Genomic DNA, 22,299 nt, shown 5'->3' with positions numbered 1-22,299 from the left:
GGCGGCCGATATTTGCCCCGAAGGGCCAACTCTAACCGGGAGTGAGCCAATGTTTGATGTAAACCGATACGCCACAGCGGCTCAGGCTATTGTGGATGCCGGGCGTTTTCTGTACGACCGTGGCTGGTCTCCCGCCACCAGCAGCAATTATTCCGCTCGCCTTGATTCTGACCACATTGCCATCACTGTATCGGGCCGGCACAAGGGCAAGCTTTCCACGAACGATGTCATGGTGGTAAATCTTGACGGCAATCCCGTCCAGAGCTGTGCCAAATCTTCTGCTGAAACCCTTCTGCACACGGTTCTCTATCAGATCTATCCGGAGGTCGGTGCTGTCTTGCATACGCACTCGGTAAAGGCGACAGTATTGAGTCGATTGATCGAAGCCGGAGCGCCCTTTGAAGTCGAAGGGTATGAGCTGCAAAAGGCTTTTCCGGGAGTAGGCAGCCACGACGGCCGGTTAAGGATTCCCGTCTTTGACAACACCCAGGATATTCCGGCGCTGGCGGAACGGACTCGGGAATGGTTCCAGCATCATCCGGAGCAACACGGATATCTGATCCGGGGCCACGGTTTGTATACGTGGGGTGCGACTATGGACGATTGTCTGCGCCATGTTGAAGCGTTTGAATTCCTCTTTGAATGTGAACTTGAAACCATGAGAATTTGCCGATGACCACCCTGAGCATTTTCAACCAGAATCAACCGGACAATGCCCATACGGTCACGTCTGACCCGCAAGTGATTCGCGAGAAATTGAATGAGAAAGGTGTTCGCTTTGAGCGTTGGCCGACTCGTGATCTTCCGGCTGGTGCCAGTCAGGAGCAGATTTTGACGGTGTACGCTGACGACGTGAACCGGCTTAAACAAGAATGTGGTTTTCAGACAGCTGACGTGGTCAGCCTGACACCGGAGCATCCGCAGAAGGCCGAATTCCGTCAAAAGTTTCTGGATGAGCACACCCACAGTGAAGACGAAGTGCGGTTCTTCGTGCAGGGCCAAGGTCTGTTTTACCTGCATTTTGACGATCAGGTCTACGCTGTTATGTGCCAGAAAAACGATTTGATTAGCGTCCCGAATGGCACGCGCCACTGGTTTGATATGGGCTCGGAGCCAGAATTTACCTGTATTCGCCTGTTCACCAATCCCGAAGGCTGGGTGGCCAGCTTTACCGGCGAAGACATTGCTACACGTATTCCAAGGTATGAGGCCCTGGCAGGAGTGCAGGCATGATCCGCGTTATTCTGACCGACATTGAAGGTACGACCAGCTCGATCTCATTCGTACACGATGAGCTGTTTCCCTACGCCAGCAAACACCTGCCGGAGTTTGTTCGGGAGCATCATCACACAACCCGCGCTGTATCTGAACAGTTGGCCGTCGTGGCCGATAAAAGCGGGGTGGATAGCAAAGATGTTGAAGGCTTGATTGACGTTCTTCAGAACTGGATCGCTGAAGATCGTAAAGAAGGTTCCCTTAAGGCGCTGCAGGGCATGATATGGGAGCAGGGCTACCGAAGCGGCGAATTGAAGGGGCATATCTACCCGGACGCTGCCGACTACCTGCAGCGGTGGCACGACCGTGGTTTACGGCTTTTTGTGTATTCCTCCGGCTCGGTTAAAGCCCAGAAGCTGATTTTTGGTCACAGCAACGAGGGGGATTTCACGCCTTTCTTCTCCGGCTACTTTGACACTGCGGTGGGCGGTAAAAAAGAAGCCCAGTCCTATCACAACATTCTTTCTGAACTTGGCGTTGAGCCTCAGACGGTGCTATTCCTGTCGGATGTGGAAGCGGAGCTGGAAGCCGCCGAACAGGCAGGAATGAAAACGGCTTGGCTGATACGTGAGGGCAGTGTGCCTGAGACTGATCGGTTTGTTGCTCGCGATTTTGCGGAGGTTGATGCACTCCTGCGAGCACGTTAGGAGGACTGAATGATGCCCGGTGACTGGAGAAGACGAGGTCTGATTCCGGGCATGCTTGTGCTGCTTCTGGCCGGTTGTAATCCCTTTAACGAAGCAGAACCCATGATGGACGAGTACCTGAGCCGGTTGGCTAGGGTGCTCGACACCCCCGCCGTAACCACCCCCTCGGAATTGCCCCGAGCTACCACCCTAACCAGGCGCCGTGACCGTGTTCTGGAAATCCCCGAGCTGGAATTGGGAATGCTCGACTTTCTTTCGCTGTATGGTTGCGAACTCCAGTACGTAGTGGGTGAAAGAAATTCAGTAATGGGCCGAGTCATGCAACCGATCAACCGCCTGCGCTATGAGATCCGTTTTATCCGAAGTGCCGGGCGTTGCGTGCAGCAGATTGACGACGATGAACTGAAAGTCACGCTCGAACTGGCGATTGCCAGTAAGCGCCAGACACTTCCCCTGGCGGTCTGGAATGCGACCTGGGGTACCGAGGAGATTGAGAAGTTATTTACCTTGTCGAAAGGTTATTACCCCGTGGCGGCTGAACAGAATGCATTGACCGATCTGGCTCTGGATCTGGATCAGTTGAACGAGATGGTAACGTCATTGAACAGCCGCCAATTGGCCGTACCGCTGGATGACCTGGGGCGGATACACCAGCGCTGGCAAGCTCAGTTTCAGGCGGGACAGGTGATCAACAGCGCACGTTTGCTAATAGCGACACTGAACTCGGGCACCGATACACTGCGGGCCAGGCTGGAAGGGCGGCCGCTGTGTTTGAACGGTAGGCCCAATAATCAGTCCAACATCGTCCAGAGTTTCTTTTTCAAGATTTATATCGGCGAAGTTCAGCCCTATATGAGCGCTGTTAGTCGGGCCCGGGATAGTTTGATCCGTGGCTTCGCGCATTTGGCTGAACAACAAAACGAGGTGATGCCTCAAGCGTTTGAACGCTGGTACCGCCGGCATCTTTCTGAGGAGTCCGGCGTAAGCCTGTGGCGGGAGCTGGACCAGGCGATGATGCGCCATACCCGGCACTGGCAGGACTTGCTGGCCCAGTGTGGGCTGCGGCCCGGGGCCTGATCAGCGCTGGCTTTCCGGCGTTACCCGAAGAATTTCTTCAACGGTGGTTTGCCCGGCTGCCACTTTCTGGGCACCGCTTAACCTGAGCGATTTCATGCCCTCTTTGTATGCGTCACGTCTCAGGGCTTCCAACTCGCAACGATCGGTAATCTGGCGAGTCAGGTTCTCTGACATTGTCATGATTTCATAAACCCCGGAACGCCCCATATAGCCTGTATTCCGGCATTCCAGACAGCCCACAGGGTGGAAAAACTGCTTGGGTGCCGGGGCTTTCCACGGACGGGTCAGGGCTTGCCACGCTTGCTCGTCGGCTTCGGTCGGTTGCTTGCAATGCGGGCAAAGATTGCGAGTCAGTCGCTGTGCCATCACTCCGAGCACGGTTGCGCGAATCAGGTAGGGGGGAATACCCAGTTCCATCAATCGGGTAATGGCGCTCGGCGCATCATTGGTGTGCAGTGTCGATAGCACCAAGTGCCCGGTCAGGGCGGCCTGCACGGCCATCTCTGCGGTTTCCAGGTCCCGGATTTCCCCAATCATGATGATGTCTGGGTCTTGGCGAAGCAGAGCTCTGACGCCCTGCGCGAAGGTGAGGTCGATATTGTTCTGAACCTGCATCTGATTGAAGGCTGGCTCGACCATCTCGATGGGGTCTTCGATGGTGCAAATATTCAGTTCCGGGGACGCCAGTTGTTTCAGGGTAGAGTACAGGGTGGTGGTTTTGCCCGAACCAGTCGGGCCGGTCACCAGCACAATGCCGTGAGGGCGAGACGTGATGCTGTGCCAGCGGCTTCGATCGTCTTTGTTGAAACCGAGTTGTTCAAACGATTTCAGCAGGACTTCCGGATCAAAGATTCGCATCACCATTTTTTCGCCAAAGGCGGTGGGCATGGTGGCCAGGCGGAGCTCTACTTCCCGGTTATCTGGTTTGCGGGTTTTGATTCGACCATCTTGCGGGCGTCTTTTTTCGGCGACGTTCAACCGGCCCAGAATTTTCAGGCGGCTGGTAATGGCCGTGCCAACGTGCTCGGGAAATTCATAAACGTTGTGCAGTACGCCATCGATACGGAACCGCACTTGAGTGACTGAGCGACGAGGCTCGATATGAATGTCCGATGCCCGTTGCTCAAAGGCATATTGAAGCAGCCAATCAACTATCTTCACCACATGCTGGTCGTTAGCGTCCGCGCTATCACCGGAGCTCAGATCCAGCAGCTGCTCCAGATTTTGATTGCCGGCCGGCCCGGCTTTCGCGCCGCCCCCGGCTTTGCTGACCGAGGCCGCCAACTGGTAGAACTCGACCGTATAGCGGCGGATGGCTTCGGGATTGGCGACCACGCGCCGAATGTCCTTACGCACTGCCTGGCGCAGGTTGCTTTCCCATTCCCGTTTGAACGGCTCGCTGCTGGCGATCACCACTTCGTCGTCGGTGATCTCGACCGCCAGAATGCCGTGGCGCTGGGCAAAGGCGTAAGACATGACTCGGGCAATGGCTGGGGTGTCAATTTTCAGGGGATCAATGTGGTAATAATCCTGCTGGCCCCAGCTGGCTAACCAGTGGGTCAGGCGTTCCAGATCCAGCGTGCGCCCGTCAATCTGGCTGGTGAGGCCGGCAATGGCCACCAGTTCCAGCGGGTGTCTGGGAGTACTGTTCGTGCCCTCGGACGATGAGCCCAGGTTGGCTGTCAGCACTCGCTCGGCATCCTGCTGGCTGATTTCCTCGCTTTCCACCAGCGCAGTACACACGTCTCTCAGGGTGAGCGTGCGATGATGGGGTGGCGCGGGCATTGCGAGTGTTTGATCAGCCATCCGTATTGCCTCTCAAGTGGTGTGCATCAGGCCGCGACCGGGCGGTTCACTTTCAAGTGCATCATGGCCACAGTGAACAGCAGGAACGTCAGCACCGTCATGATCACGGGGCCGAGTGCGCCTTCGCTAAGCCAGGCGGAGACAACCGCCTGGGTGAAGTAAAAAATCAGTACAAACGACATCCAGATATAACCGCGGTTGTGACCTCGGAAAACCGGGATGATAAACGCCAGCAGAGGCAGTAACTTGACCGCGAGCATCAGGCCGATGGAAACCCCTTCAACCGGCGCCGGGAAGAACGTTGTCAGAACCAGTGTAGCCAATACGGCAAGATAGAGCCCGCTGGTTACGCGTGCGGTGGTTTTGGCTTTTTCATTATGGAGCATAAAGGGTTCCGAATAGTTAACGTCGATGTGGAATCAGTCAGAGAGTTTCTGTGCCAAACGAGCCAGCCGTTCGCCAAAAGCCTGGCAGAGCGTTCGTTCGTGTTCGCTTAGAGGTTGTTCCGCGCCGGTGCCGGCCCAGTGGGACGGCCCGTAGGGGGTGCCACCGGTGCTGGTATCGTTCAAAGCGTTTTCCGAGTAGGGAATGCCGCACAGTACCATGCCGTGGTGTAGCAGAGGCAGCATCATCGTTATCAGGGTGGTTTCCTGCCCGCCATGCAAGCTTCCTGTTGAGGTAAAGGCTCCGCCCGGTTTGCCAGCGAGCTTGCCATTCAGCCACAAGTCTCCGGTGCCATCCAGAAAATGCTTGAGCGGTGCCGCCATGTTTCCAAAGCGGGTAGGGCTACCCAGCGCCAGGCCGGAACAATGGGCCAGATCTTCCCGTGTGGCGTAGGGGGCGCCGGTATCAGGTACAGCAGGCTGGCTGGCTACGGTATCAGGTGAAACCGGGGGCACGGTGCGAATCTTCGCTTCCATTCCTGCCACCCGGGCCACGCCGCGCCCGATCTGTTTGGCCATTTCAGCCGTCTGGCCGTTTCGGCTGTAATAGAGAACAAGAATGTAGGGGCTGGAATTGCTCATGCCTGGCTCCTGAGACGGCTCTGTTTAAAGGATGTCCAATACAGATTCTGGCGGGCGGCCGATTGCAGCTTTGTTGTTCGCAAGAACAATGGGGCGTTCGATCAGCTTGGGGGTGGCCACCATCGCCTGAACCAGCTGCTCACGGGTCAGCTCGGGGTTGGCTAAATTCTGCTCTTTGTATTCAGGTTCCTTGGTACGCATGAGTTCTCTGGGCTCGCATCCCAGCAGGTCAAGAATTTGTAATAGCTCTTGCTCTGTCGGAGGCGTCTCCAGGTAGCGTATAATCTCCGGTTCGATACCTTTTTGCTGAAGCAGCTCAAGGGTCTGGCGTGATTTTGAGCACCGTGGGTTATGGAAAATACGGGTTTGTTCTGTCATGGTCATGCTCGATTAACAGTCGTGATTGCGGTCTATTTTGGGGCGTAGTCTAACAGGAGGAAATGCCTTGCAGTACCCTCGGTACCCGTCCATCCCTCGAATCTCCCCGGCCGCACCTCGCCCATGTTGGTTAGCACTCCTGGTGTTCAGTGCAGGACTGGTAATGACCGGTTGCAGCAAAGTGGAGCTGGAGCAAGCCGACGGCACTCTGAAAAACTGGGACAGTTTTCGGGGGCAATGGGTGCTGGTGAACTATTGGGCCGAATGGTGTAAACCCTGTCTTGAGGAAATCCCCGAGCTGAACCAGCTCGATAAAGCCCCCGATATATCGGTGTTGGGGGTGAATTTCGATGGTATCGAAGGCGAGACTTTGCAGGATCTAGGCGAACGAATGGGAATCGAGTACACCATGCTGGCGAAAGACCCCGCACCAGAGTTTGGCTGGAATGTACCGGTGGCCCTGCCTGCCACCTTTGTTGTGGGCCCGGGCGGTGAGCTTATTGAGACGCGCTTTGGTCCGCAAACCGAAGACGATATCCGCACAGTGATCGGCAATTGAACATGGCAAATACTTTCGTACACCTGCGCGTACACTCTGAATATTCCATGGTGGATGGCCTGGTTCGGGTCAAGCCTCTGATCAATCGGGTGGCTGAACTGGGTATGCCCGCGGTCGGGCTGACCGAACAATCCAATATGTGCTCACTGGTTCGTTTCTACCAGGGCGCTATGGGGGCCGGCATCAAGCCGATCGTCGGTGCGGATTTGTGGCTCGAAAATCCGGATGAGCCTGAAAACCCGTTTCGCCTGACTCTGCTTGCCCGCGACAACGACGGCTATTTGCACCTCACGGAAATCATTTCACTAGGTTATACCGAGGGTCAGAAGTACGGCAAGCCGATTATCCGAAAGGAATGGCTGGAAGTTCGTGCTGGCGGTTTGATTGCCTTGTCTGGCGCCAAAATGGGTGATGTCGGGAAAGCACTGCTGGCAGGCAAGCCGGAACTGGCCCGCGAGCGCGCCCAGTACTGGAAAGATTTGTACCCGAACAGTTATTACCTGGAGCTTCAGCGCACCGACCGGGCTGGTGATGAAGACTGTTTGCACTTGAGCGTTGAGCTGGCGGCTGACATGGAGTTGCCGGTGGTGGCAACCAATGATGTGCACTTCCTGACCGCTGACGACTTTGAGGCCCACGAGGCCCGGGTCTGCATTGGCGAAAGTCGCACGCTGGATGATCCGCGCCGGGATCGCCGTTTCAGTGATAGGCAATATCTGCGCAGCGCCGAGGAAATGATCGAACTGTTCTCGGACATTCCTGAAGCTATCGAGAACACCGTCGAGATCGCCCGCCGTTGCTCGGTAAAGGTCCGTTTGGGTGAGTACTTCCTGCCGAATTATCCGATCCCGGATGGCATGACCATGGACGACTACTTCCGAAAGGTGTCGGAAGAAGGTCTGGATATGCGTCTGGAAACGATTCTCAGCAAAGACGATCCGGAGTACGACCAAAAACGGGCGGTCTATGAAGAGCGACTGAAGTTTGAGCTCGATATCATCATTCAGATGGGTTTCCCGGGCTACTTCCTGATCGTTATGGACTTCATCAAGTGGGCCAAGAACAACGGCGTGCCTGTTGGGCCGGGGCGGGGTTCCGGTGCCGGCTCGCTGGTTGCTTATGTGCTGTTGATTACCGATCTGGATCCACTTGAGTACGATTTGCTGTTCGAGCGATTCCTCAACCCGGAGCGGGTATCCATGCCCGACTTTGACGTTGATTTCTGCATGGAAGGCCGGGACCGGGTTATCGAATACACCGCCCAGAAATACGGCCGGGAAGCGGTGTCCCAGATTATTACCTTCGGTACCATGGCGGCAAAGGCGGTGGTGCGGGATGTGGCCCGAGTGCAGGGTAAGTCATACGGGCTGGCGGACAAACTGTCCAAGTTGATCCCGTTCGAAGTCGGCATGACTCTGAACAAGGCCATTGAGCAGGAACCTCAGCTTAAAGAATTTTTGGAGCAGGACGAAGAAGCCCAGGAAATCTGGGAAATGGCGCTCAAGCTCGAGGGTGTGTGCCGGAACGCCGGTAAACACGCCGGGGGTGTGGTGATCGCGCCCACCAAGATTACCGACTTTTCGCCGCTGTATTGTGATGATGAGGGCGGAAGCCTGGTCACCCAGTTCGATAAAGGTGACGTTGAAGAAGCCGGCCTGGTGAAGTTCGACTTTCTGGGTCTGCGGACCCTCACCATCATCAAATGGGCTTTGCACATGATCAACCCGCGCCGGCAAAAGCGCGGGGAGCCGGAACTGGATATTGCGACGATTCCGCTCGATGACAAAGCGTCGTTCGATATGCTCAAAAAGGCGGAAACCACCGCGGTGTTCCAGCTTGAATCCCGCGGCATGAAAGATCTGATCCGCCGTCTTCAGCCAGACTCACTGGAAGATATGATCGCACTGGTGGCATTGTTCCGGCCCGGCCCGCTGCAGTCGGGCATGGTAGATGATTTTATCGACCGTAAGCACGGTCGCCAGCCGCTGTCCTATCCGCACCCGGATTATCAATACGAAGGCCTGAAACCCGTATTGGAGCCCACCTATGGGGTTATCCTCTACCAGGAGCAGGTCATGCAGATTGCTCAGGTTATGGCGGGTTACACCCTGGGTGGCGCCGACATGCTTCGCCGGGCTATGGGTAAGAAAAAGCCCGAGGAAATGGCTAAGCAGAAGGCTTCTTTCCTTGACGGATGTGCGAACAACGGCATTGATAAGACTCTGGCCGAAAACATCTTCGACCTGGTTGAGAAATTCGCCGGCTACGGTTTTAACAAGTCGCACTCCGCAGCCTACGCCTTGGTGTCGTACCAGACTCTATGGATGAAGGCCCATTACCCGGCTGAATTTATGGCGGCGGTACTGACCGCGGATATGCAGAACACCGACAAGGTGGTCACGCTGGTCGAAGAATGTCGCAACATGAAGCTCGACCTTCTGGTGCCTGACGTCAGCCGTTCCGAGTACACCTTTACCGTCAATGACGACGGGCAGATTGTGTACGGCCTGGGTGCCATCAAAGGCTTGGGTGAAGGGCCCATCGAAAGCGTGGTTGCCGCCGCCAAAGAAGGCGGCCCGTTCCAGGACATTTTCGATTTCGCTCGTCGGGTTGATTTGAAGAAGGTCAACAAGCGTGCCATGGAAGCATTGATCCGTGCCGGCGCAATGGACAAGCTCGGTGCAACCCGGGCGCAGCTGATGGCCAGTATCGATAAGGCCATACAGCAGGCCGGTCAGCAATCCCGAAACGATGCCGTTGGCATGGTGGATATGTTTGGCGAAATGCTCGGTGGTGGCGATGATGAAGACGTGTATGCCGATGTGACCGATGTGCGCGAATGGCCTGAAAAGCAACGTCTGAAAGGTGAAAAAGACACGCTGGGTATCTATCTTACCGGCCACCCCTTCGATGAGTACGAGAAAGAGGTGCGTCGGTTTGTCCGCTCGTCCATTGCCGAGCTCAAGCCCAATAAATCACCTCAGCGTGTGGCCGGCTTGGTGGTGGCTCAGCGCACCATGAAAACCCGCACAGGTTCAACCATGTGCTTCATCACGCTCGATGATAGAAGCGCACGCATTGAGGCGACTCTGTTTTCGGAGGCCTATTTTGAGAACCGGGAGCTGCTTCAATCGGATCAGGTGATCGTGTTGGAGGGGCAGGTTAGCCACGACGATTACTCGGGGCAGATGAAAATGCGGGTCAGCTCGGTCACCGATGTCGCGACAGCGCGTCAGCAGTTCAGTCGGGGAATTCGCTTGGCATTGCACGCTGACCAATTGCAAAACGGCTTGCTGGATAAGTTGGACGATACGCTGCGGCCTTTCCGTAACGACGGCAGCCCGGTATGGATTGAATACAGCAGCGCGGAAGCCCGTACCCGCATAGAACTAGGAGAATCCTGGCGAGTACAGCCGGATGATGACCTCCTGTTTGAACTGAAACATCTGGTGGGCGACCAAGCAGTAGAACTGGTCTATGATTAAGACCAATGTCCGCTTTTGCTCTGCGGCCAGCGCTGCTATCTTTGTCCCAAATTCTGGTTTGGGTGGGCATTTGCCCGCCTGGCAATCAAATGATGGAACATCATGAACCCTAATTACCTGGATTTCGAACAGCCGATCGCCGATCTCGAAGCCAAAATCGAAGAGCTTCGAATGGTTGGTAACGATACCGACATCAATATTACCGATGAGATCAGTCGCCTCAAAAAGAAGAGCGTCAGCCTGACAGAGAGCATTTTTTCTGATCTCAAGCCCTGGGATGTAGCACGCTTGGCACGGCATCCTCGCCGGCCCTACACCCAGGATTATATTGATCTGATTTTTGACGATTTTGATGAGCTGCACGGCGATCGTCGCTATGCAGATGACCAGGCCATCGTAGGCGGCACTGCTCGTCTGGGCAATCAGCCGGTTATGGTCATCGGGCATCAGAAAGGGCGGGAAGTGCGTGACAAAGTTAAACGTAACTTCGGTATGCCGCGCCCTGAAGGTTATCGTAAAGCCCTGCGTCTGATGGAAATGGCTGAGCGGTTCAAAATGCCGATTCTGACGTTCATTGACACCCCGGGGGCCTATCCCGGTATCGGCGCGGAAGAGCGCGGTCAAAGTGAAGCCATTGCTTTCAACCTTGCGGTGATGTCGAGGCTGAAAACACCGATCATTTCGACCGTCATTGGTGAAGGTGGGTCCGGTGGCGCGCTTGCTATTGGCGTATGTGATCAGTTGAATATGTTGCAATATTCAACCTATGCCGTGATCTCTCCGGAAGGGTGTGCGTCGATACTCTGGAAAAGCGCCGAGTACGCATCGCAAGCGGCCGAAGCCATGGGTGTGACGGCGACTCGCCTGAAAGAGTTGGGCGTTGCCGACAACGTCATAGAAGAGCCGTTAGGCGGGGCGCACCGCAGCCCCGAAGATATGGCGGCAACCCTGAAAGCGCAACTTGAAACCGGGTTGGCCGAATTGTGCCGCCTGCCACAGGATGAGTTGATCGCCCGCCGGTATGAGCGTTTGACCAAGTATGAAGGCGGGCGGTAACTCCGCCCGGCATGCTGACTGGCCGGATGATCTGCGAGCGCCGGTCAGCACTCTCCCCGAATATTCCCGGCTCTGGATCGCCTTCAGCGGCGGTCTGGATTCGGCGCTGCTGCTGCACGTGGCGGCGGCTTGCCATTCCAATATCACTGCACTGCATATTAATCACCAGCTTCAAGCGAACCATCAGCAGACTGAGCAGTTCTGCCGGGATGTATGCGAGCGCCTGGGCGTGCCCATTGTGGTCGAGCACGTTGATGTGCCTGTTTCGGATACCGCTGCTGGCGGCTTGGAAGAAGCGGCAAGAAACGCCCGTTACCGAGTCTTCGAACGTCGCATTGGTGGTGGCGACCTGATCCTGATGGCTCATCACGGGGATGATCAAGCCGAAACGGTCCTGTTTCGAATGCTCCGGGGTTCGGGCGTGAAAGGGCTTTCCGGTATGCCAGTAAACCGAGCGTTGGGTAAGGGGCATCTTTATCGACCGTGGTTGTCGATAGAGCGTAACCGGCTGGAGCAGGTCGCGGTTGATGCCGGTGTGAGCTGGGTGGATGACCCGAGCAATGCCAGCACGGTCTACGACCGTAATTACTTGCGTCATGCAATCCTCCCGAAATTGAAAGCGCGCTGGCCGGGCTTGTTGCGGCGACTGGAGCATAGCGCTGGAGCATGCCGGGAAAGCGCCGAGCTGAATCAGCGTTTGGCGGAACTGCAGTGGCAGTCTTGCGCGGATAAGGGGCGGCTGGTGCTGGCGAAATTTGGGAGCCTGAGTACTCTCGAACAGCGAAATCTGGTGCGGTGGTGGCTGCTGCAGCGTCGTTTTGAAGTGCCAGCGAGTAGCGGCCTGGATCAGGGGCTTTCCGATCTGCTGAACGCGGCAGAAGACCGGGCGCCGGAAATCCGGGGTGCCGGCTTTGCCTTGCGCCGGTATCGCGGTCATCTCTATCTTGTGCCTGAAGCTGTAGTGCCGAAAGGGCCTGTCGATCTTTCACCGAATGAGGTGGTGAACTGGGGAGGCTGGCGGCTCCGTTTGTTGCCAATTCAAATTGCAGGTACCTCAATGGGATCTTCGCCGCCAATACGGGTATCTACGAGGCAAGGCGGTGAACGGGTAAAAATTCGGCCCGATAGTCCCTCCCGGGCATTAAAAACATGGCTTCAGGAACAGGGCGTCCCGCCTTGGGAAAGAGCCTTGCTGCCCTTGGTTTACAGGCGTGTAGGCGAGGGTGAAGAGCTGATTGCGATTGGCGATTTATGGTGTTCTGACCAATACTCGGGAAGCGCCCCGACCACCGGTTGGAGGCTTATTGTGGAACGGGATTTTAATTGAGTAGGTGAGGGCTTTCTGGTAGTCTGATGTCCCATCTTGAGATGAACAATCTCCCCCCTTTACCGAACCAGATAATCATGGAATCTGCATGACGCGTTATATTTTCGTCACCGGCGGTGTTGTGTCCTCTTTGGGCAAAGGTATTGCGTCTGCCTCATTGGCAGCCATCCTGGAGGCACGCGGCCTGAAGGTCACTATTCTCAAGCTGGATCCATACATCAACGTGGACCCCGGCACCATGAGTCCGTTCCAGCATGGTGAAGTATTTGTCACCGAAGATGGTGCTGAAACCGACCTTGATCTTGGCCACTATGAGCGCTTCATCCGTACACCGATGAGCAAGCGAAATAACTTCACCACCGGCCGGGTGTACGAGGAAGTTATCCGCAAAGAGCGCCGTGGCGATTATCTGGGCGGCACGGTTCAGGTAATTCCGCACATCACTGACGAAATCAAGCGCCGCGTTATCGAAGGTGCGGCCGGTTCTGACGTGGCGATGATTGAGGTCGGCGGGACCGTGGGCGATATCGAATCTCTGCCGTTCCTCGAAGCGTGTCGCCAGCTGAAAGTGGAAGTCGGTGCCCAGCGCGCTCTATTCATGCATCTGACGCTGGTCCCATATATTGCGACGGCGGGTGAGATTAAAACCAAGCCAACCCAGCATTCCGTAAAAGAAATGCGCTCTATTGGCTTGCAGCCGGACATCTTGCTTTGCCGCTCCGAGCACGAAGTAGATGCCAGCTCCCGCCGCAAGATTGCTCTGTTCACCAACGTGGAAGAGCGTGCGGTTATCCCGATGCAGGATGCCAAGTCGATTTATGCCATCCCGCGCATGTTGCACGAATACGGTCTGGACCAGCTGGTGATCGACCGGTTTAATCTCGATGCCCGTGAAGCAGACCTGAGCGAGTGGGACGAAGTTGTGGAATCTTTGATGAATCCGCAGCAAGAAGTCACCATCGCCATGGTTGGTAAGTACATGGAACTTCTGGAGGCCTACAAGTCTCTGATCGAATCCCTGCTGCATGCCGGTATCAAGACCCGCACCAAGGTCAACATCAATTACATTGATTCCGAAGACATCGAGCGTGAAGGTACTCAGGTGCTTGAATCTGCCGATGCAATCCTGGTGCCCGGTGGTTTTGGAGAGCGTGGCGTAGAAGGCAAAATTCGCACAGTTCAATACGCCCGAGAAAACAAAGTTCCATACCTGGGCATCTGCCTCGGTATGCAGGTCGCTGTTATCGAGTACGCCCGTAACGTGGCCGGATTGGCGGATGCCCACAGCACCGAGTTCCGTGAGCACTCTCCGGCACCGGTTGTTGGCCTGATCACCGAATGGCTGGATGCCAGCGGCAACACCGAAGAGCGTACCGAAGCCTCTGACCTGGGCGGCACCATGCGTCTGGGCGCTCAGGACTGCGTATTGACCGAAGGCTCGACCATTGCCGCCTGCTACGGCAAGAAGACTATTCGTGAGCGTCATCGTCATCGTTACGAAGTGAACAACCACTACCTGCCAAAGCTGGAAGAGGCTGGACTACTGATCTCTGGTCGCTCTACCGATGGCCGTTTGGTCGAGGTTGTAGAAGCACCGGATCACCCATGGTTTGTGGCATGTCAGTTCCACCCGGAATTTACCTCAACGCCTCGCGACGGCCACCCGCTGTTCAAAGGCTTTGTTGAAGCCGCTTTGGCGAACAAAAAGGGATCCTAAGCATGGCCAAGAGCGTGGTTAATGTCGCTGGCATTGAAGTCGCTAACGAAAAGCCTTTTGTGCTTTTTGGTGGCATGAACGTACTGGAGTCGCCCGAGTTGGCCATGGAGGTTGCTGAAGCCTACGTGGAAGCCACGAACAAGCTGGGCATTCCTTACGTATTCAAGGCATCGTTCGACAAAGCTAACCGCTCATCCGTGAATTCATTCCGCGGCCCCGGTTTGGATAAAGGTTTGCAGATACTGGCGGACATCAAAAGCAAATTCGGTGTCCCCATTATCTCCGATGTCCACGAACCGGCGCAGGCAGCACCTGCCGCTGAAGTGTGCGACATCATCCAGCTGCCGGCGTTCTTGAGTCGCCAGACCGATCTGGTGATTGCCATGGCAAAAACCGGCGCGGTGATCAACGTCAAGAAAGCTCAGTTCCTGGCACCTCAGGAAATGAAGCACATCATCACCAAATGCGAAGAAGCCGGTAACGACAACATCATCCTGTGCGAACGGGGCAGCAGCTTCGGGTACAACAACCTGGTGGTCGATATGCTGGGCTTCGGCATCATGAAGTCGATGAACGTGCCTGTAATGTTCGACGTAACCCACTCGCTGCAAATGCCGGGTGGACGAGCCGATTCTGCTGGCGGCCGCCGCGCACAAGTGACCGACTTGGCGTTGGCCGGCATGTCTCAAGGCCTTGCCGGTTTGTTCCTGGAGGCGCACCCGGACCCGGATCAAGCCAAATGCGACGGCCCATGCGCACTGCGTTTGAGCCAGCTGGAGCCGTTCCTTCAGCGGGTGAAAGCCGTAGACGACCTGGTAAAAAGTTTTAAACCTATAGACACCGCCTGATTGGCGGTGTCCGCAATTTGAAAGCCCGCATATTCCGGACGTAATTACCACGAAGGCAAACTGCGGACTTGAAGAGTGAGCGACTGGAAGGGCCTGGCGAAAATTTCGTAGGCCATGGATGGCCGGAGAGAAGCGCACATGGATGTGCTTGTAGCGGTTTTCGCCAGGCCCTTCCAGTTGATCGCTCCAGCACCGAAATTGATAACCGGTACAGTGTTTAGAAGATAAAATCTGGAGAAACTTTCGAATGACCAAGATTGCCAACATCAAAGCTCGTGAGGTTCTGGATTCACGGGGTAACCCAACCGTTGAAGCCGACGTAATTCTGGAAAACGGAACCCTGGGCCGTGCCTGCGCACCCTCCGGTGCCTCAACTGGATCCCGCGAAGCGCTGGAATTGCGCGACGGCGACAAATCCCGTTACCTCGGTAAAGGTGTACGCAAAGCCGTTGAAGCGATCAATGGTCAGATTCGTGACGCTCTAGTAGGCAAAGATTCTGCAGACCAGCGTGGTCTGGACAAAATCATGATCGACCTGGACGGCACCGAAAACAAAGCCAACCTGGGCGCCAACGCCATTCTGGCCGTATCTCTGGCCGCTGCCAAAGCAGCTGCAACGTCACTGGGCAAGCCACTGTACGAGCACATCGCCGACGTGAACGGCACCTCCGGCAAGTTCTCCATGCCCGTTCCGATGATGAACATCCTGAACGGTGGCGAGCACGCCGATAACAACGTCGATATTCAGGAATTCATGGTCCAGCCGGTTTCCGTAACCAGCTTCGCCGAAGCCCTGCGAGTCGGTGCTGAAATCTTCCACAGCCTCAAGAAAGTTCTGAAGGCCCAAGGCCTCAACACAGCTGTGGGTGACGAAGGTGGTTTCGCACCCAACCTGCCATCCAACGAAGCCGCACTGGCTGCTATCAAAGAAGCCGTTGAACAAGCTGGTTACGAGCTGGGCAAAGACGTTACTCTGGCATTGGACTGTGCGTCTTCCGAATTCTACAAAGACGGCCAGTACCAGCTCACCGGTGAAGGTAAGAGCTTCGATTCCGAAGGCTTCGCAGATTATCTGGCCGGCTTGTGCGACCGCTACCCGATCGTCTCTATCGAAGACGGCATGGACGAAAGTGACTGGGACGGCTGGAAAGTTCTGACCGACAAGCTGGGCAGCAAAGTTCAGTTGGTTGGTGATGACCTTTTCGTAACCAACACCAAAATCCTGAAGCAGGGTATCGAAAAAGGCGTTGGCAACTCCATCCTGATCAAGTTCAACCAAATCGGTAGCTTGTCCGAGACTCTGGACGCGATCAAAATGGCTCAGGATGCTGGTTACACCGCGGTTATCTCTCACCGTTCCGGTGAAACCGAAGACACCACCATCGCTGATTTGGCTGTGGCGACCTGCGCGGGGCAGATCAAAACCGGTTCACTGTGCCGCTCTGACCGTGTGGCCAAGTACAACCAGTTGCTGCGCATTGAAGGTGATCTGGAAGGCAAGGCGCCTTACCGTGGCCTGAGTGAGATTAAAGGCCAAGGCTAATTACGAGCCTGCGGTACACCTGACAGTGAATGCTGTCAGGTAACAAAATGTTAAGGCCATCGCGTTCTGGATGAAAATTCAGACACGATGGCCTTTTTGCCCAATAAGTTGGGGCATTTTCTTGTTAATCTACCTGAGCGTCTATACTTACCCTCTGACGTTAGTTTTTAACTGTTATTTTTTGAGCTAATCTGCATGAAAACGCTTTGGGCCATTCTTGCTGTGCTGATTCTCCTGCTACAGGTACGCCTGTGGGTCGGGGAGGGTAGCTTTGCGCAAGTGTGGGCTCTGGAAGAAGCGATTGCCAAGCAGCAGGCCGAGAATGCCGGGCTGGCGGCTCGGAACGATCGGTTATACGCAGAGGTTCGTAACCTGCGAAATCAGCAGGGGGCGGTGGAAGAGCGGGCTCGCATGAACCTGGGCTTGATTCGGGATGATGAGACGTTTTTCCTCGTTGTCGAGAAGTAATTTCGGTGCACAGAGCATCGGGCGGATACTTTCCGGGAACCGCTACGAGCACATCCATGTGCGCTTCTCTCAGGCCATCCTTGGCCTTCGACATTCCCGGAAAGTATCCGCCCAATGCTCTCCCAACTTTGTTTATCTGCCTCTATGAAAACCCATAATCTTTGGCTTGTGGTTCCTGCCGCTGGTATCGGCCAGCGTATGAAAGCTGAATGCCCCAAGCAGTACCTGAAAATCTCTGACCGCTTTATCCTCGATATCACCCTGTCCCGTTTGCTGAACAATGCGCCGTTTAAAGGCTGCATGGTAGCGTTAAACCCCCAAGATCAATGGTGGCCGGACAGCGAATGCGCCAAGGATGAGCGTATCCAGACCTGCACCGGTGGAAAAGAGCGGGCAGATTCGGTGCTTGCAGCGCTGCATGCGCTGGACGAGCAAGCCGATGATAACGACTGGGTGTTGGTGCATGACGCTGCACGCCCATGCTTGCACCCCCACGATCTTTCCAATCTGATTGACACGTTGTTTGACCACCCGGTCGGGGGATTGCTTGCAGCGCCGGTGGCAGACACCTTGAAACGGGCCAACAGAGGAAGGGAGCCTGAGGTTGAAGAAACCGTTGATCGAAGCCAGTTGTGGCGGGCATTAACCCCACAAATGTTTCGTTTTGGTGCTTTGAAAGCCGCATTGGAATTGTGCCTCAAAAACAACCATACGGTTACGGATGAGTCCTCTGCTATGGAGTTTTCCGGTAATATGCCACTTCTGGTGGAAGGCCGGGCGGATAACCTGAAAATCACGGTACCGTCGGATCTGGAACTGGCCGAGTTTATTCTGAACCGGCAGTAAGATTTGCCTACCCGCACATTCTGGTTTTTGATTCGGAGATGACCATGCGTATTGGCCAGGGCTTTGATGTCCATGCCTTTTGTGAGGGCGATTTTGTCATTTTAGGTGGGGTTAAAATTCCCTTCAGTCAGGGGCTGAAAGCCCACTCGGATGGCGACGTTCTTTTGCATGCGTTGGCAGACGCACTGCTCGGCGCGGTTGCACTGGGTGATATTGGCCATCTGTTTCCGGATACCAGCGACGAGTGGGCCGGGGCGGACAGTCGCGAATTATTGCGGATGGTGATGCAGCGGGTTCAGGACGAAGGCTTTTCGGTTGTCAATGTAGATGCCACGATCATTGCTCAAGCTCCTAAGATGGCGCCTCATGTTGAAGCCATGCGATTGAATATTGCCGCGGATTTAGGGGTGCCCGTTAATCGGGTGAGTGTAAAGGCGACAACCAGCGAGAAGCTGGGCTTCACTGGTCGGGGTGAGGGCATTGCCTGTCAGGCGGTGTGTTTACTTGAGCCGGTGACTCTGTGAGTTCATCGTCGGTAGTGACAGCGCGCTGGCGCCTTGATTGGCCAACGTCTTCGGGCGCTCGGCCTGCTTCCGCCTTGCTCAAGGTCAGTCCTGAAGATTTTCGGGTGACCGAGTATTTATCGTCCGACTTCGAAGCTCCGCAAGTTAACAAGACCGGGGGCGGAGAGCATCTGTGCGTTCGTATCGAAAAGACCGGTGACAACACCGAGTACGTTGCGCGCGAGTTGGCGGCCCTGGCGGGCACGAAAGCATTCGAAGTGGGCTTTTGTGGGATGAAAGACCGTCATGCGGTAACGGTGCAGTGGTTCAGTTTGTACCGCCCCGGGCTGGAATCAGACGATGCTGGATTGCTGGCTGCGATCGCGGAGCGCTGGCCCGTCCTGGCTCATTGTCGACACGCCCGGAAGCTTCGTCGCGGCGAGCATGAACACAATGGTTTTGAGCTGGTGTTGCGAGAAGTCCGAGGGGAGCGCCCTCACATTGACGCGGCCTTGGCTGAGTTAGCCGAGCGTGGTGCGCCAAATTATTTCGGCCCTCAGCGATTTGGCCTGGGTGGCGGCAATTTGGATAAGGCGGTCAATCTTGATCCCACACGATTGAATCGAAAGCGCGGTGGTCGTCGCGGCGGTGGCGGAAGTGCCTCGAAAAACGTATTGTACTTTTCGGCGGCACGTTCGTGGTTGTTCAACGAGGTGCTGGCAGAGCGTGTCAGTGCCGGAAACTGGTTTACGCCATTGCCCGGGGAGCCGGCTGATGACGGCAAGCCAACCGGCCCTCTTTGGGGCGATGGTGGCACCCAGGCCACTGAACAACAAGAACGCTTGGAACGGTCAGTTGTTGCGCTGCATCCGGAGTTTGAGCAGCTCTTTTCGAGTACGCGTATGAAGCCCGAACGTCGTGCCTTAGTCACTCGGCCGGATGGGTTGCGCTGGGAGTGGTTAGACGCCACTACCCTTCAGCTGCAGTTCTTGTTGCCGCCTGGTCAGTACGCAACCACTGTGTTGGGTGATGTTTTTGAGCTGCAGGACATGAGCCTCAGCCGTGATAATAAGTAATAAGCGAGCTAGCTGGAGATCACTTTGCGAATTCTACTGTCGAATGATGATGGCGTTCATTCGCCTGGCTTGGTTGCCCTGCATGAGGGGTTGCAAGGTTTGGGTGAGCTGGAGGTAGTTGCACCGGACCGCGACCACAGTGGTGCCAGCAACTCTCTGACATTGAGTCGGCCACTGACGGTCGAAACACACCCTAACGGTTTTCAGTCGGTTGACGGCACACCTACGGATTGTGTGCACCTGGCGGTCAATGGCTTGTTCAGCAAACCTTTTGATCGAGTGGTGTCTGGCATTAATACCCACGCAAACCTTGGCGATGACATTATCTATTCCGGCACGGTAGCAGCCGCTACCGAAGGCCGCCATCTTGGTTTACCGGCCATAGCGGTATCTCTGGCGAACGAAGGGCGCTTCCATTATGAAACGGCCGCTCAGGTTGTACGTCGCTTGCTGGAAAATCCTCGCACCCTCGCTCTTGGGCCAAGATCCATACTCAACGTCAATGTTCCCGATGTCCCGTGGGACGAAATCGCCGGGTTTTGCATCACCCGGCTGGGGCATCGTGAGCGCGCTGAGGGCGTTGTTCCTGTCACCTGCCCAAGAGGTAAGAAACGTTACTGGATCGGCGCCGCAGGCCGGGGGGGCGATGCCGGGCCGGGAACCGATTTCTATGCGGTCAGTCAAAAATGTGTGTCGATTACGCCTGTTCATACTGATATGACGAGACATGCAGCGCTCCCGGAGCTCAAGGATTGGCTTGGTGGCTTGACCGGAGTAGAGGTCGTAGATCAATGAATGCTCAGATTGAAGGTATTGGAATGACCTCCCGGCGCACCCGAATGCGCCTTGTACAACGTTTGCGGGAATCGGGCATAGAGTCTGACCGGGTGTTGGAAGTCATTGGGCAAATCCCGCGGCACATCTTTCTGGATGAGGCCCTGTCTCACCGGGCCTATGAAGACACGGCACTGCCGATCGGCTACAGCCAAACCCTGTCCCAGCCTTATATTGTGGCCCGTATGACAGAGCTTCTCCTGGCTCATGAGCCTGAGAGGGTCCTGGAGCTAGGGACCGGCTCAGGTTATCAGACATCAGTGCTTTCCCAGCTGTTTAAAGAGATTTACAGCGTCGAGCGAATCCGCCCGTTGCAAGAGCGGGCCCGTGACAGGCTGCGCCAGCTCAACATCCGCAACGTGATGCTCAAGCATGCAGATGGCGGCATGGGTTGGCCCGACCGCGGCCCTTTTGACGGCATCATTGTGACAGCGGCACCGGCAGATGTTCCCAAAGATTTGCTGGACCAGCTTGCGGATGGTGGAGTGTTGATTGCGCCCGTCGGCGAAGAGGATCAGGTGTTGGTCGAAATAGTGCGCCACGGTGATAACTTCGAGCGCCGTGAACTGGAACCGGTCAAGTTTGTTCCCTTGTTGGGTGGGGTGGTCCGTTAATGTCCGAGTTGCAAGGGAACGGAGAAAACCGAACGCATCATCCGGTCGGTGTTTTTATGAGAGGCATGGCGATGGGCGCGGCAGACATCGTACCCGGTGTCTCTGGCGGCACCATCGCTTTCATTACGGGAATTTATTTTCGACTCCTCGAAGCGATCAGTGCCGCACCGGCTGCTTTTTTCCGACAGCTGCTTCGCGGCGATTTTTCCGGATTCTGGCGGGCCATTGACGGTTCTTTTCTGGTCTTGTTGTTGGCGGGCATCCTGACCAGCGTTGCCAGCCTGGCGTCGCTCATCACCTGGTTGTTGGATCAGCATCCCATTCTAATCTGGAGTTTCTTTTTCGGGTTGATCGTTGCGTCCGTCTGGCACGTGGGGCAGCAGGTAAAACACTATTCGTCTGTGTTATTGCTGCCATTGATTGCGGGCGTGGTCTTTGCCTGGTGGGTAACAACGCTGCCCGCCAATGAAGTGGATCCTTCAGCTCTGGCGTTTCTCGGGGCCGGGGCTTTAGCGATCTGCGCGATGATTTTACCGGGCATTTCTGGCAGCTTTCTGTTACTGATTATCGGTATGTATGCACCGGTTTTATCGGCCATAAAAAGTGCCGCTCTCGGAGATTTGGGCATGTTCATGGCGGGCTGTGTGATCGGCCTGCTGTCAGTAGCCCGCCTTATCACGCTGGCATTCAAACACGCTCACGACACCGTCTTGGCTTTGCTTACGGGCTTTATGATCGGCGCTCTTGTGAAGGTTTGGCCATGGCAGGAAACCTTGAGCTGGCGTACGAACAGTTCCGGAGAGCAGGTGCCATTGACTCAATTACCGGTAAGCCCTGAGACCTGGGCTACCCTGCATGGCCAAGAGCCATTGGTGGGCCTGGCCGGGTTAATGGCGTGCGTGGGCCTGATGATTGTGGTGGGGCTGGAAATGATCGGGCGTCAGCGTTCGGATGCTCGGGATTGAGAGGCTTGCATGTTGAAAGTGTTACTTGGCGCACAAAAAACGTGTTCCGGAAGGTAACAAACCTGAGTCAGCAGTAACTTGGAATCACTGCCGAAACGTGCAATATATTAGAAGGTTAGTCCTGAAACATAAGAATGTGCGTGCAGCACGTCCAGTTTCTTAGATGGATTTATTATAATCAGGCGTTGGCTTATTTGTGACTTTTTATAGCAGGCATCACCATTCAGCGAGCCTCGATAAGCACTGCCTA

General features: G+C 55.5%; 22 protein-coding genes. 18 read left to right on the top strand and 4 right to left on the bottom strand.

All coding sequences use genetic code 11. From position 1 onward, the window contains the following. Nucleotides 1-49 precede the first annotated feature (49 nt). The 4 genes from JAO79_RS11925 to JAO79_RS11910 are packed head-to-tail and all read left to right on the top strand — an operon-like array spanning nt 50 to nt 2,999. A complete protein-coding gene (locus JAO79_RS11925; RefSeq protein WP_199007476.1) occupies nt 50-676 on the top strand; it encodes a methylthioribulose 1-phosphate dehydratase in 627 nt (208 codons plus the stop codon). Beyond that, complete coding sequence (locus tag JAO79_RS11920) at nt 673-1,233, top strand: 1,2-dihydroxy-3-keto-5-methylthiopentene dioxygenase (protein ID WP_199007475.1); 561 nt, start codon at nt 673-675, stop codon at nt 1,231-1,233. The genes JAO79_RS11925 and JAO79_RS11920 overlap by 4 nt, the downstream gene beginning before the upstream one ends. Beyond that, nucleotides 1,230-1,922 (top strand): acireductone synthase, encoded by a 693-nt coding sequence (gene mtnC / locus JAO79_RS11915; protein WP_199007474.1) that lies wholly within the window; start codon nt 1,230-1,232, stop codon nt 1,920-1,922. The genes JAO79_RS11920 and mtnC overlap by 4 nt, the downstream gene beginning before the upstream one ends. Before the next feature lie 12 nt (nt 1,923-1,934). Beyond that, nucleotides 1,935-2,999, top strand: a complete 1,065-nt coding sequence (locus tag JAO79_RS11910) for a DUF3080 domain-containing protein (RefSeq protein WP_199007500.1) — start codon at nt 1,935-1,937, stop codon at nt 2,997-2,999. On the opposite strand, the gene JAO79_RS11905 is transcribed toward JAO79_RS11910, so the two are convergent. The 4 genes from JAO79_RS11905 to arsC are packed head-to-tail and all read right to left on the bottom strand — an operon-like array spanning nt 3,000 to nt 6,208. After that, nucleotides 3,000-4,805 (bottom strand): GspE/PulE family protein, encoded by a 1,806-nt coding sequence (locus JAO79_RS11905; RefSeq protein WP_199007473.1) that lies wholly within the window; start codon nt 4,803-4,805, stop codon nt 3,000-3,002. A 26-nt stretch (nt 4,806-4,831) separates the two neighbouring features. Further along, nucleotides 4,832-5,191, bottom strand: a complete 360-nt coding sequence (locus JAO79_RS11900; protein ID WP_199007472.1) for a DUF2069 domain-containing protein — start codon at nt 5,189-5,191, stop codon at nt 4,832-4,834. 33 nt (nt 5,192-5,224) lie between these two features. Continuing rightward, the gene (gene wrbA, locus JAO79_RS11895) at nt 5,225-5,830 is read right to left on the bottom strand and encodes an NAD(P)H:quinone oxidoreductase (RefSeq protein ID WP_199007471.1); all 606 of its coding nucleotides are present in this window, start codon (nt 5,828-5,830) and stop codon (nt 5,225-5,227) included. A gap of 24 nt (nt 5,831-5,854) precedes the next feature. After that, nucleotides 5,855-6,208 (bottom strand): arsenate reductase (glutaredoxin), encoded by a 354-nt coding sequence (arsC, locus tag JAO79_RS11890; protein WP_199007470.1) that lies wholly within the window; start codon nt 6,206-6,208, stop codon nt 5,855-5,857. A 163-nt stretch (nt 6,209-6,371) separates the two neighbouring features. Here arsC and JAO79_RS11885 point away from each other — a divergent pair, with 163 nt between their 5' ends. The 14 genes from JAO79_RS11885 (at nt 6,372) to JAO79_RS11820 (ending at nt 22,049) form a co-directional block, all read left to right on the top strand. After that, a complete protein-coding gene (locus JAO79_RS11885; protein WP_199007469.1) occupies nt 6,372-6,767 on the top strand; it encodes a TlpA family protein disulfide reductase in 396 nt (131 codons plus the stop codon). 2 nt (nt 6,768-6,769) lie between these two features. Then, complete coding sequence (gene dnaE, locus JAO79_RS11880) at nt 6,770-10,252, top strand: DNA polymerase III subunit alpha (protein WP_199007468.1); 3,483 nt, start codon at nt 6,770-6,772, stop codon at nt 10,250-10,252. Nucleotides 10,253-10,354: 102 nt separating this feature from the next. Continuing rightward, nucleotides 10,355-11,308 carry an acetyl-CoA carboxylase carboxyl transferase subunit alpha gene (gene accA, locus JAO79_RS11875; RefSeq protein WP_199007467.1) on the top strand — a complete coding sequence of 318 codons (954 nt, stop codon included), beginning with the start codon at nt 10,355-10,357 and terminating at the stop codon, nt 11,306-11,308. Continuing rightward, complete coding sequence (gene tilS, locus JAO79_RS11870; RefSeq protein ID WP_199007466.1) at nt 11,292-12,635, top strand: tRNA lysidine(34) synthetase TilS; 1,344 nt, start codon at nt 11,292-11,294, stop codon at nt 12,633-12,635. The genes accA and tilS overlap by 17 nt, the downstream gene beginning before the upstream one ends. A gap of 88 nt (nt 12,636-12,723) precedes the next feature. Continuing rightward, nucleotides 12,724-14,352: a CTP synthase gene (locus JAO79_RS11865; protein WP_199007465.1), complete on the top strand. Its 1,629-nt coding sequence runs from the start codon at nt 12,724-12,726 to the stop codon at nt 14,350-14,352. A gap of 2 nt (nt 14,353-14,354) precedes the next feature. Then, on the top strand, nt 14,355-15,200 hold the full coding sequence (kdsA, locus tag JAO79_RS11860; RefSeq protein WP_199007464.1) for a 3-deoxy-8-phosphooctulonate synthase: 846 nt from the start codon (nt 14,355-14,357) through the stop codon (nt 15,198-15,200). Between the two features lie 247 nt (nt 15,201-15,447). Beyond that, entirely contained in the window at nt 15,448-16,743 is a 1,296-nt protein-coding gene (gene eno / locus JAO79_RS11855; RefSeq protein ID WP_199007463.1) for a phosphopyruvate hydratase, read from the top strand. 195 nt (nt 16,744-16,938) lie between these two features. After that, nucleotides 16,939-17,211 (top strand): septum formation initiator family protein, encoded by a 273-nt coding sequence (locus JAO79_RS11850; protein ID WP_114335729.1) that lies wholly within the window; start codon nt 16,939-16,941, stop codon nt 17,209-17,211. Nucleotides 17,212-17,355: 144 nt separating this feature from the next. Beyond that, on the top strand, nt 17,356-18,057 hold the full coding sequence (gene ispD, locus JAO79_RS11845) for a 2-C-methyl-D-erythritol 4-phosphate cytidylyltransferase (RefSeq protein WP_199007462.1): 702 nt from the start codon (nt 17,356-17,358) through the stop codon (nt 18,055-18,057). 44 nt (nt 18,058-18,101) lie between these two features. Further along, on the top strand, nt 18,102-18,581 hold the full coding sequence (gene ispF, locus JAO79_RS11840; protein WP_199007461.1) for a 2-C-methyl-D-erythritol 2,4-cyclodiphosphate synthase: 480 nt from the start codon (nt 18,102-18,104) through the stop codon (nt 18,579-18,581). Next, nucleotides 18,578-19,636, top strand: a complete 1,059-nt coding sequence (gene truD / locus JAO79_RS11835; RefSeq protein ID WP_320158960.1) for a tRNA pseudouridine(13) synthase TruD — start codon at nt 18,578-18,580, stop codon at nt 19,634-19,636. Before ispF ends, truD begins: the two co-directional genes overlap by 4 nt. Before the next feature lie 24 nt (nt 19,637-19,660). Beyond that, on the top strand, nt 19,661-20,431 hold the full coding sequence (surE, locus tag JAO79_RS11830; RefSeq protein ID WP_199007460.1) for a 5'/3'-nucleotidase SurE: 771 nt from the start codon (nt 19,661-19,663) through the stop codon (nt 20,429-20,431). Next, nucleotides 20,428-21,084: a protein-L-isoaspartate(D-aspartate) O-methyltransferase gene (locus JAO79_RS11825; RefSeq protein ID WP_199007459.1), complete on the top strand. Its 657-nt coding sequence runs from the start codon at nt 20,428-20,430 to the stop codon at nt 21,082-21,084. The genes surE and JAO79_RS11825 overlap by 4 nt, the downstream gene beginning before the upstream one ends. Next, nucleotides 21,084-22,049: a DUF368 domain-containing protein gene (locus JAO79_RS11820; RefSeq protein ID WP_199007458.1), complete on the top strand. Its 966-nt coding sequence runs from the start codon at nt 21,084-21,086 to the stop codon at nt 22,047-22,049. Before JAO79_RS11825 ends, JAO79_RS11820 begins: the two co-directional genes overlap by 1 nt. Nucleotides 22,050-22,299: the final 250 nt, after the last annotated feature.

The sequence above is a fragment of the Marinobacter litoralis genome, assembly GCF_016427555.1.
GTDB classification, from domain to species: domain Bacteria; phylum Pseudomonadota; class Gammaproteobacteria; order Pseudomonadales; family Oleiphilaceae; genus Marinobacter; species Marinobacter litoralis_A.
Note: the sequence above shows the minus strand (reverse complement) of the source record. Positions and strands in the feature narration are given on the sequence as shown.

Coding starts and splice junctions, on each gene's coding strand:
- JAO79_RS11925 (WP_199007476.1), top strand. CDS start 50: ATGTTTGATGTAAACCGATACGCCACAGCGGCTCAGGCTATTGTGGAT.
- JAO79_RS11920 (WP_199007475.1), top strand. CDS start 673: ATGACCACCCTGAGCATTTTCAACCAGAATCAACCGGACAATGCCCAT.
- mtnC (WP_199007474.1), top strand. CDS start 1,230: ATGATCCGCGTTATTCTGACCGACATTGAAGGTACGACCAGCTCGATC.
- JAO79_RS11910 (WP_199007500.1), top strand. CDS start 1,935: ATGCCCGGTGACTGGAGAAGACGAGGTCTGATTCCGGGCATGCTTGTG.
- JAO79_RS11905 (WP_199007473.1), bottom strand. CDS start 4,805: ATGGCTGATCAAACACTCGCAATGCCCGCGCCACCCCATCATCGCACG.
- JAO79_RS11900 (WP_199007472.1), bottom strand. CDS start 5,191: ATGCTCCATAATGAAAAAGCCAAAACCACCGCACGCGTAACCAGCGGG.
- wrbA (WP_199007471.1), bottom strand. CDS start 5,830: ATGAGCAATTCCAGCCCCTACATTCTTGTTCTCTATTACAGCCGAAAC.
- arsC (WP_199007470.1), bottom strand. CDS start 6,208: ATGACAGAACAAACCCGTATTTTCCATAACCCACGGTGCTCAAAATCA.
- JAO79_RS11885 (WP_199007469.1), top strand. CDS start 6,372: ATGACCGGTTGCAGCAAAGTGGAGCTGGAGCAAGCCGACGGCACTCTG.
- dnaE (WP_199007468.1), top strand. CDS start 6,770: ATGGCAAATACTTTCGTACACCTGCGCGTACACTCTGAATATTCCATG.
- accA (WP_199007467.1), top strand. CDS start 10,355: ATGAACCCTAATTACCTGGATTTCGAACAGCCGATCGCCGATCTCGAA.
- tilS (WP_199007466.1), top strand. CDS start 11,292: ATGAAGGCGGGCGGTAACTCCGCCCGGCATGCTGACTGGCCGGATGAT.
- JAO79_RS11865 (WP_199007465.1), top strand. CDS start 12,724: ATGACGCGTTATATTTTCGTCACCGGCGGTGTTGTGTCCTCTTTGGGC.
- kdsA (WP_199007464.1), top strand. CDS start 14,355: ATGGCCAAGAGCGTGGTTAATGTCGCTGGCATTGAAGTCGCTAACGAA.
- eno (WP_199007463.1), top strand. CDS start 15,448: ATGACCAAGATTGCCAACATCAAAGCTCGTGAGGTTCTGGATTCACGG.
- JAO79_RS11850 (WP_114335729.1), top strand. CDS start 16,939: ATGAAAACGCTTTGGGCCATTCTTGCTGTGCTGATTCTCCTGCTACAG.
- ispD (WP_199007462.1), top strand. CDS start 17,356: ATGAAAACCCATAATCTTTGGCTTGTGGTTCCTGCCGCTGGTATCGGC.
- ispF (WP_199007461.1), top strand. CDS start 18,102: ATGCGTATTGGCCAGGGCTTTGATGTCCATGCCTTTTGTGAGGGCGAT.
- JAO79_RS11825 (WP_199007459.1), top strand. CDS start 20,428: ATGAATGCTCAGATTGAAGGTATTGGAATGACCTCCCGGCGCACCCGA.
- JAO79_RS11820 (WP_199007458.1), top strand. CDS start 21,084: ATGTCCGAGTTGCAAGGGAACGGAGAAAACCGAACGCATCATCCGGTC.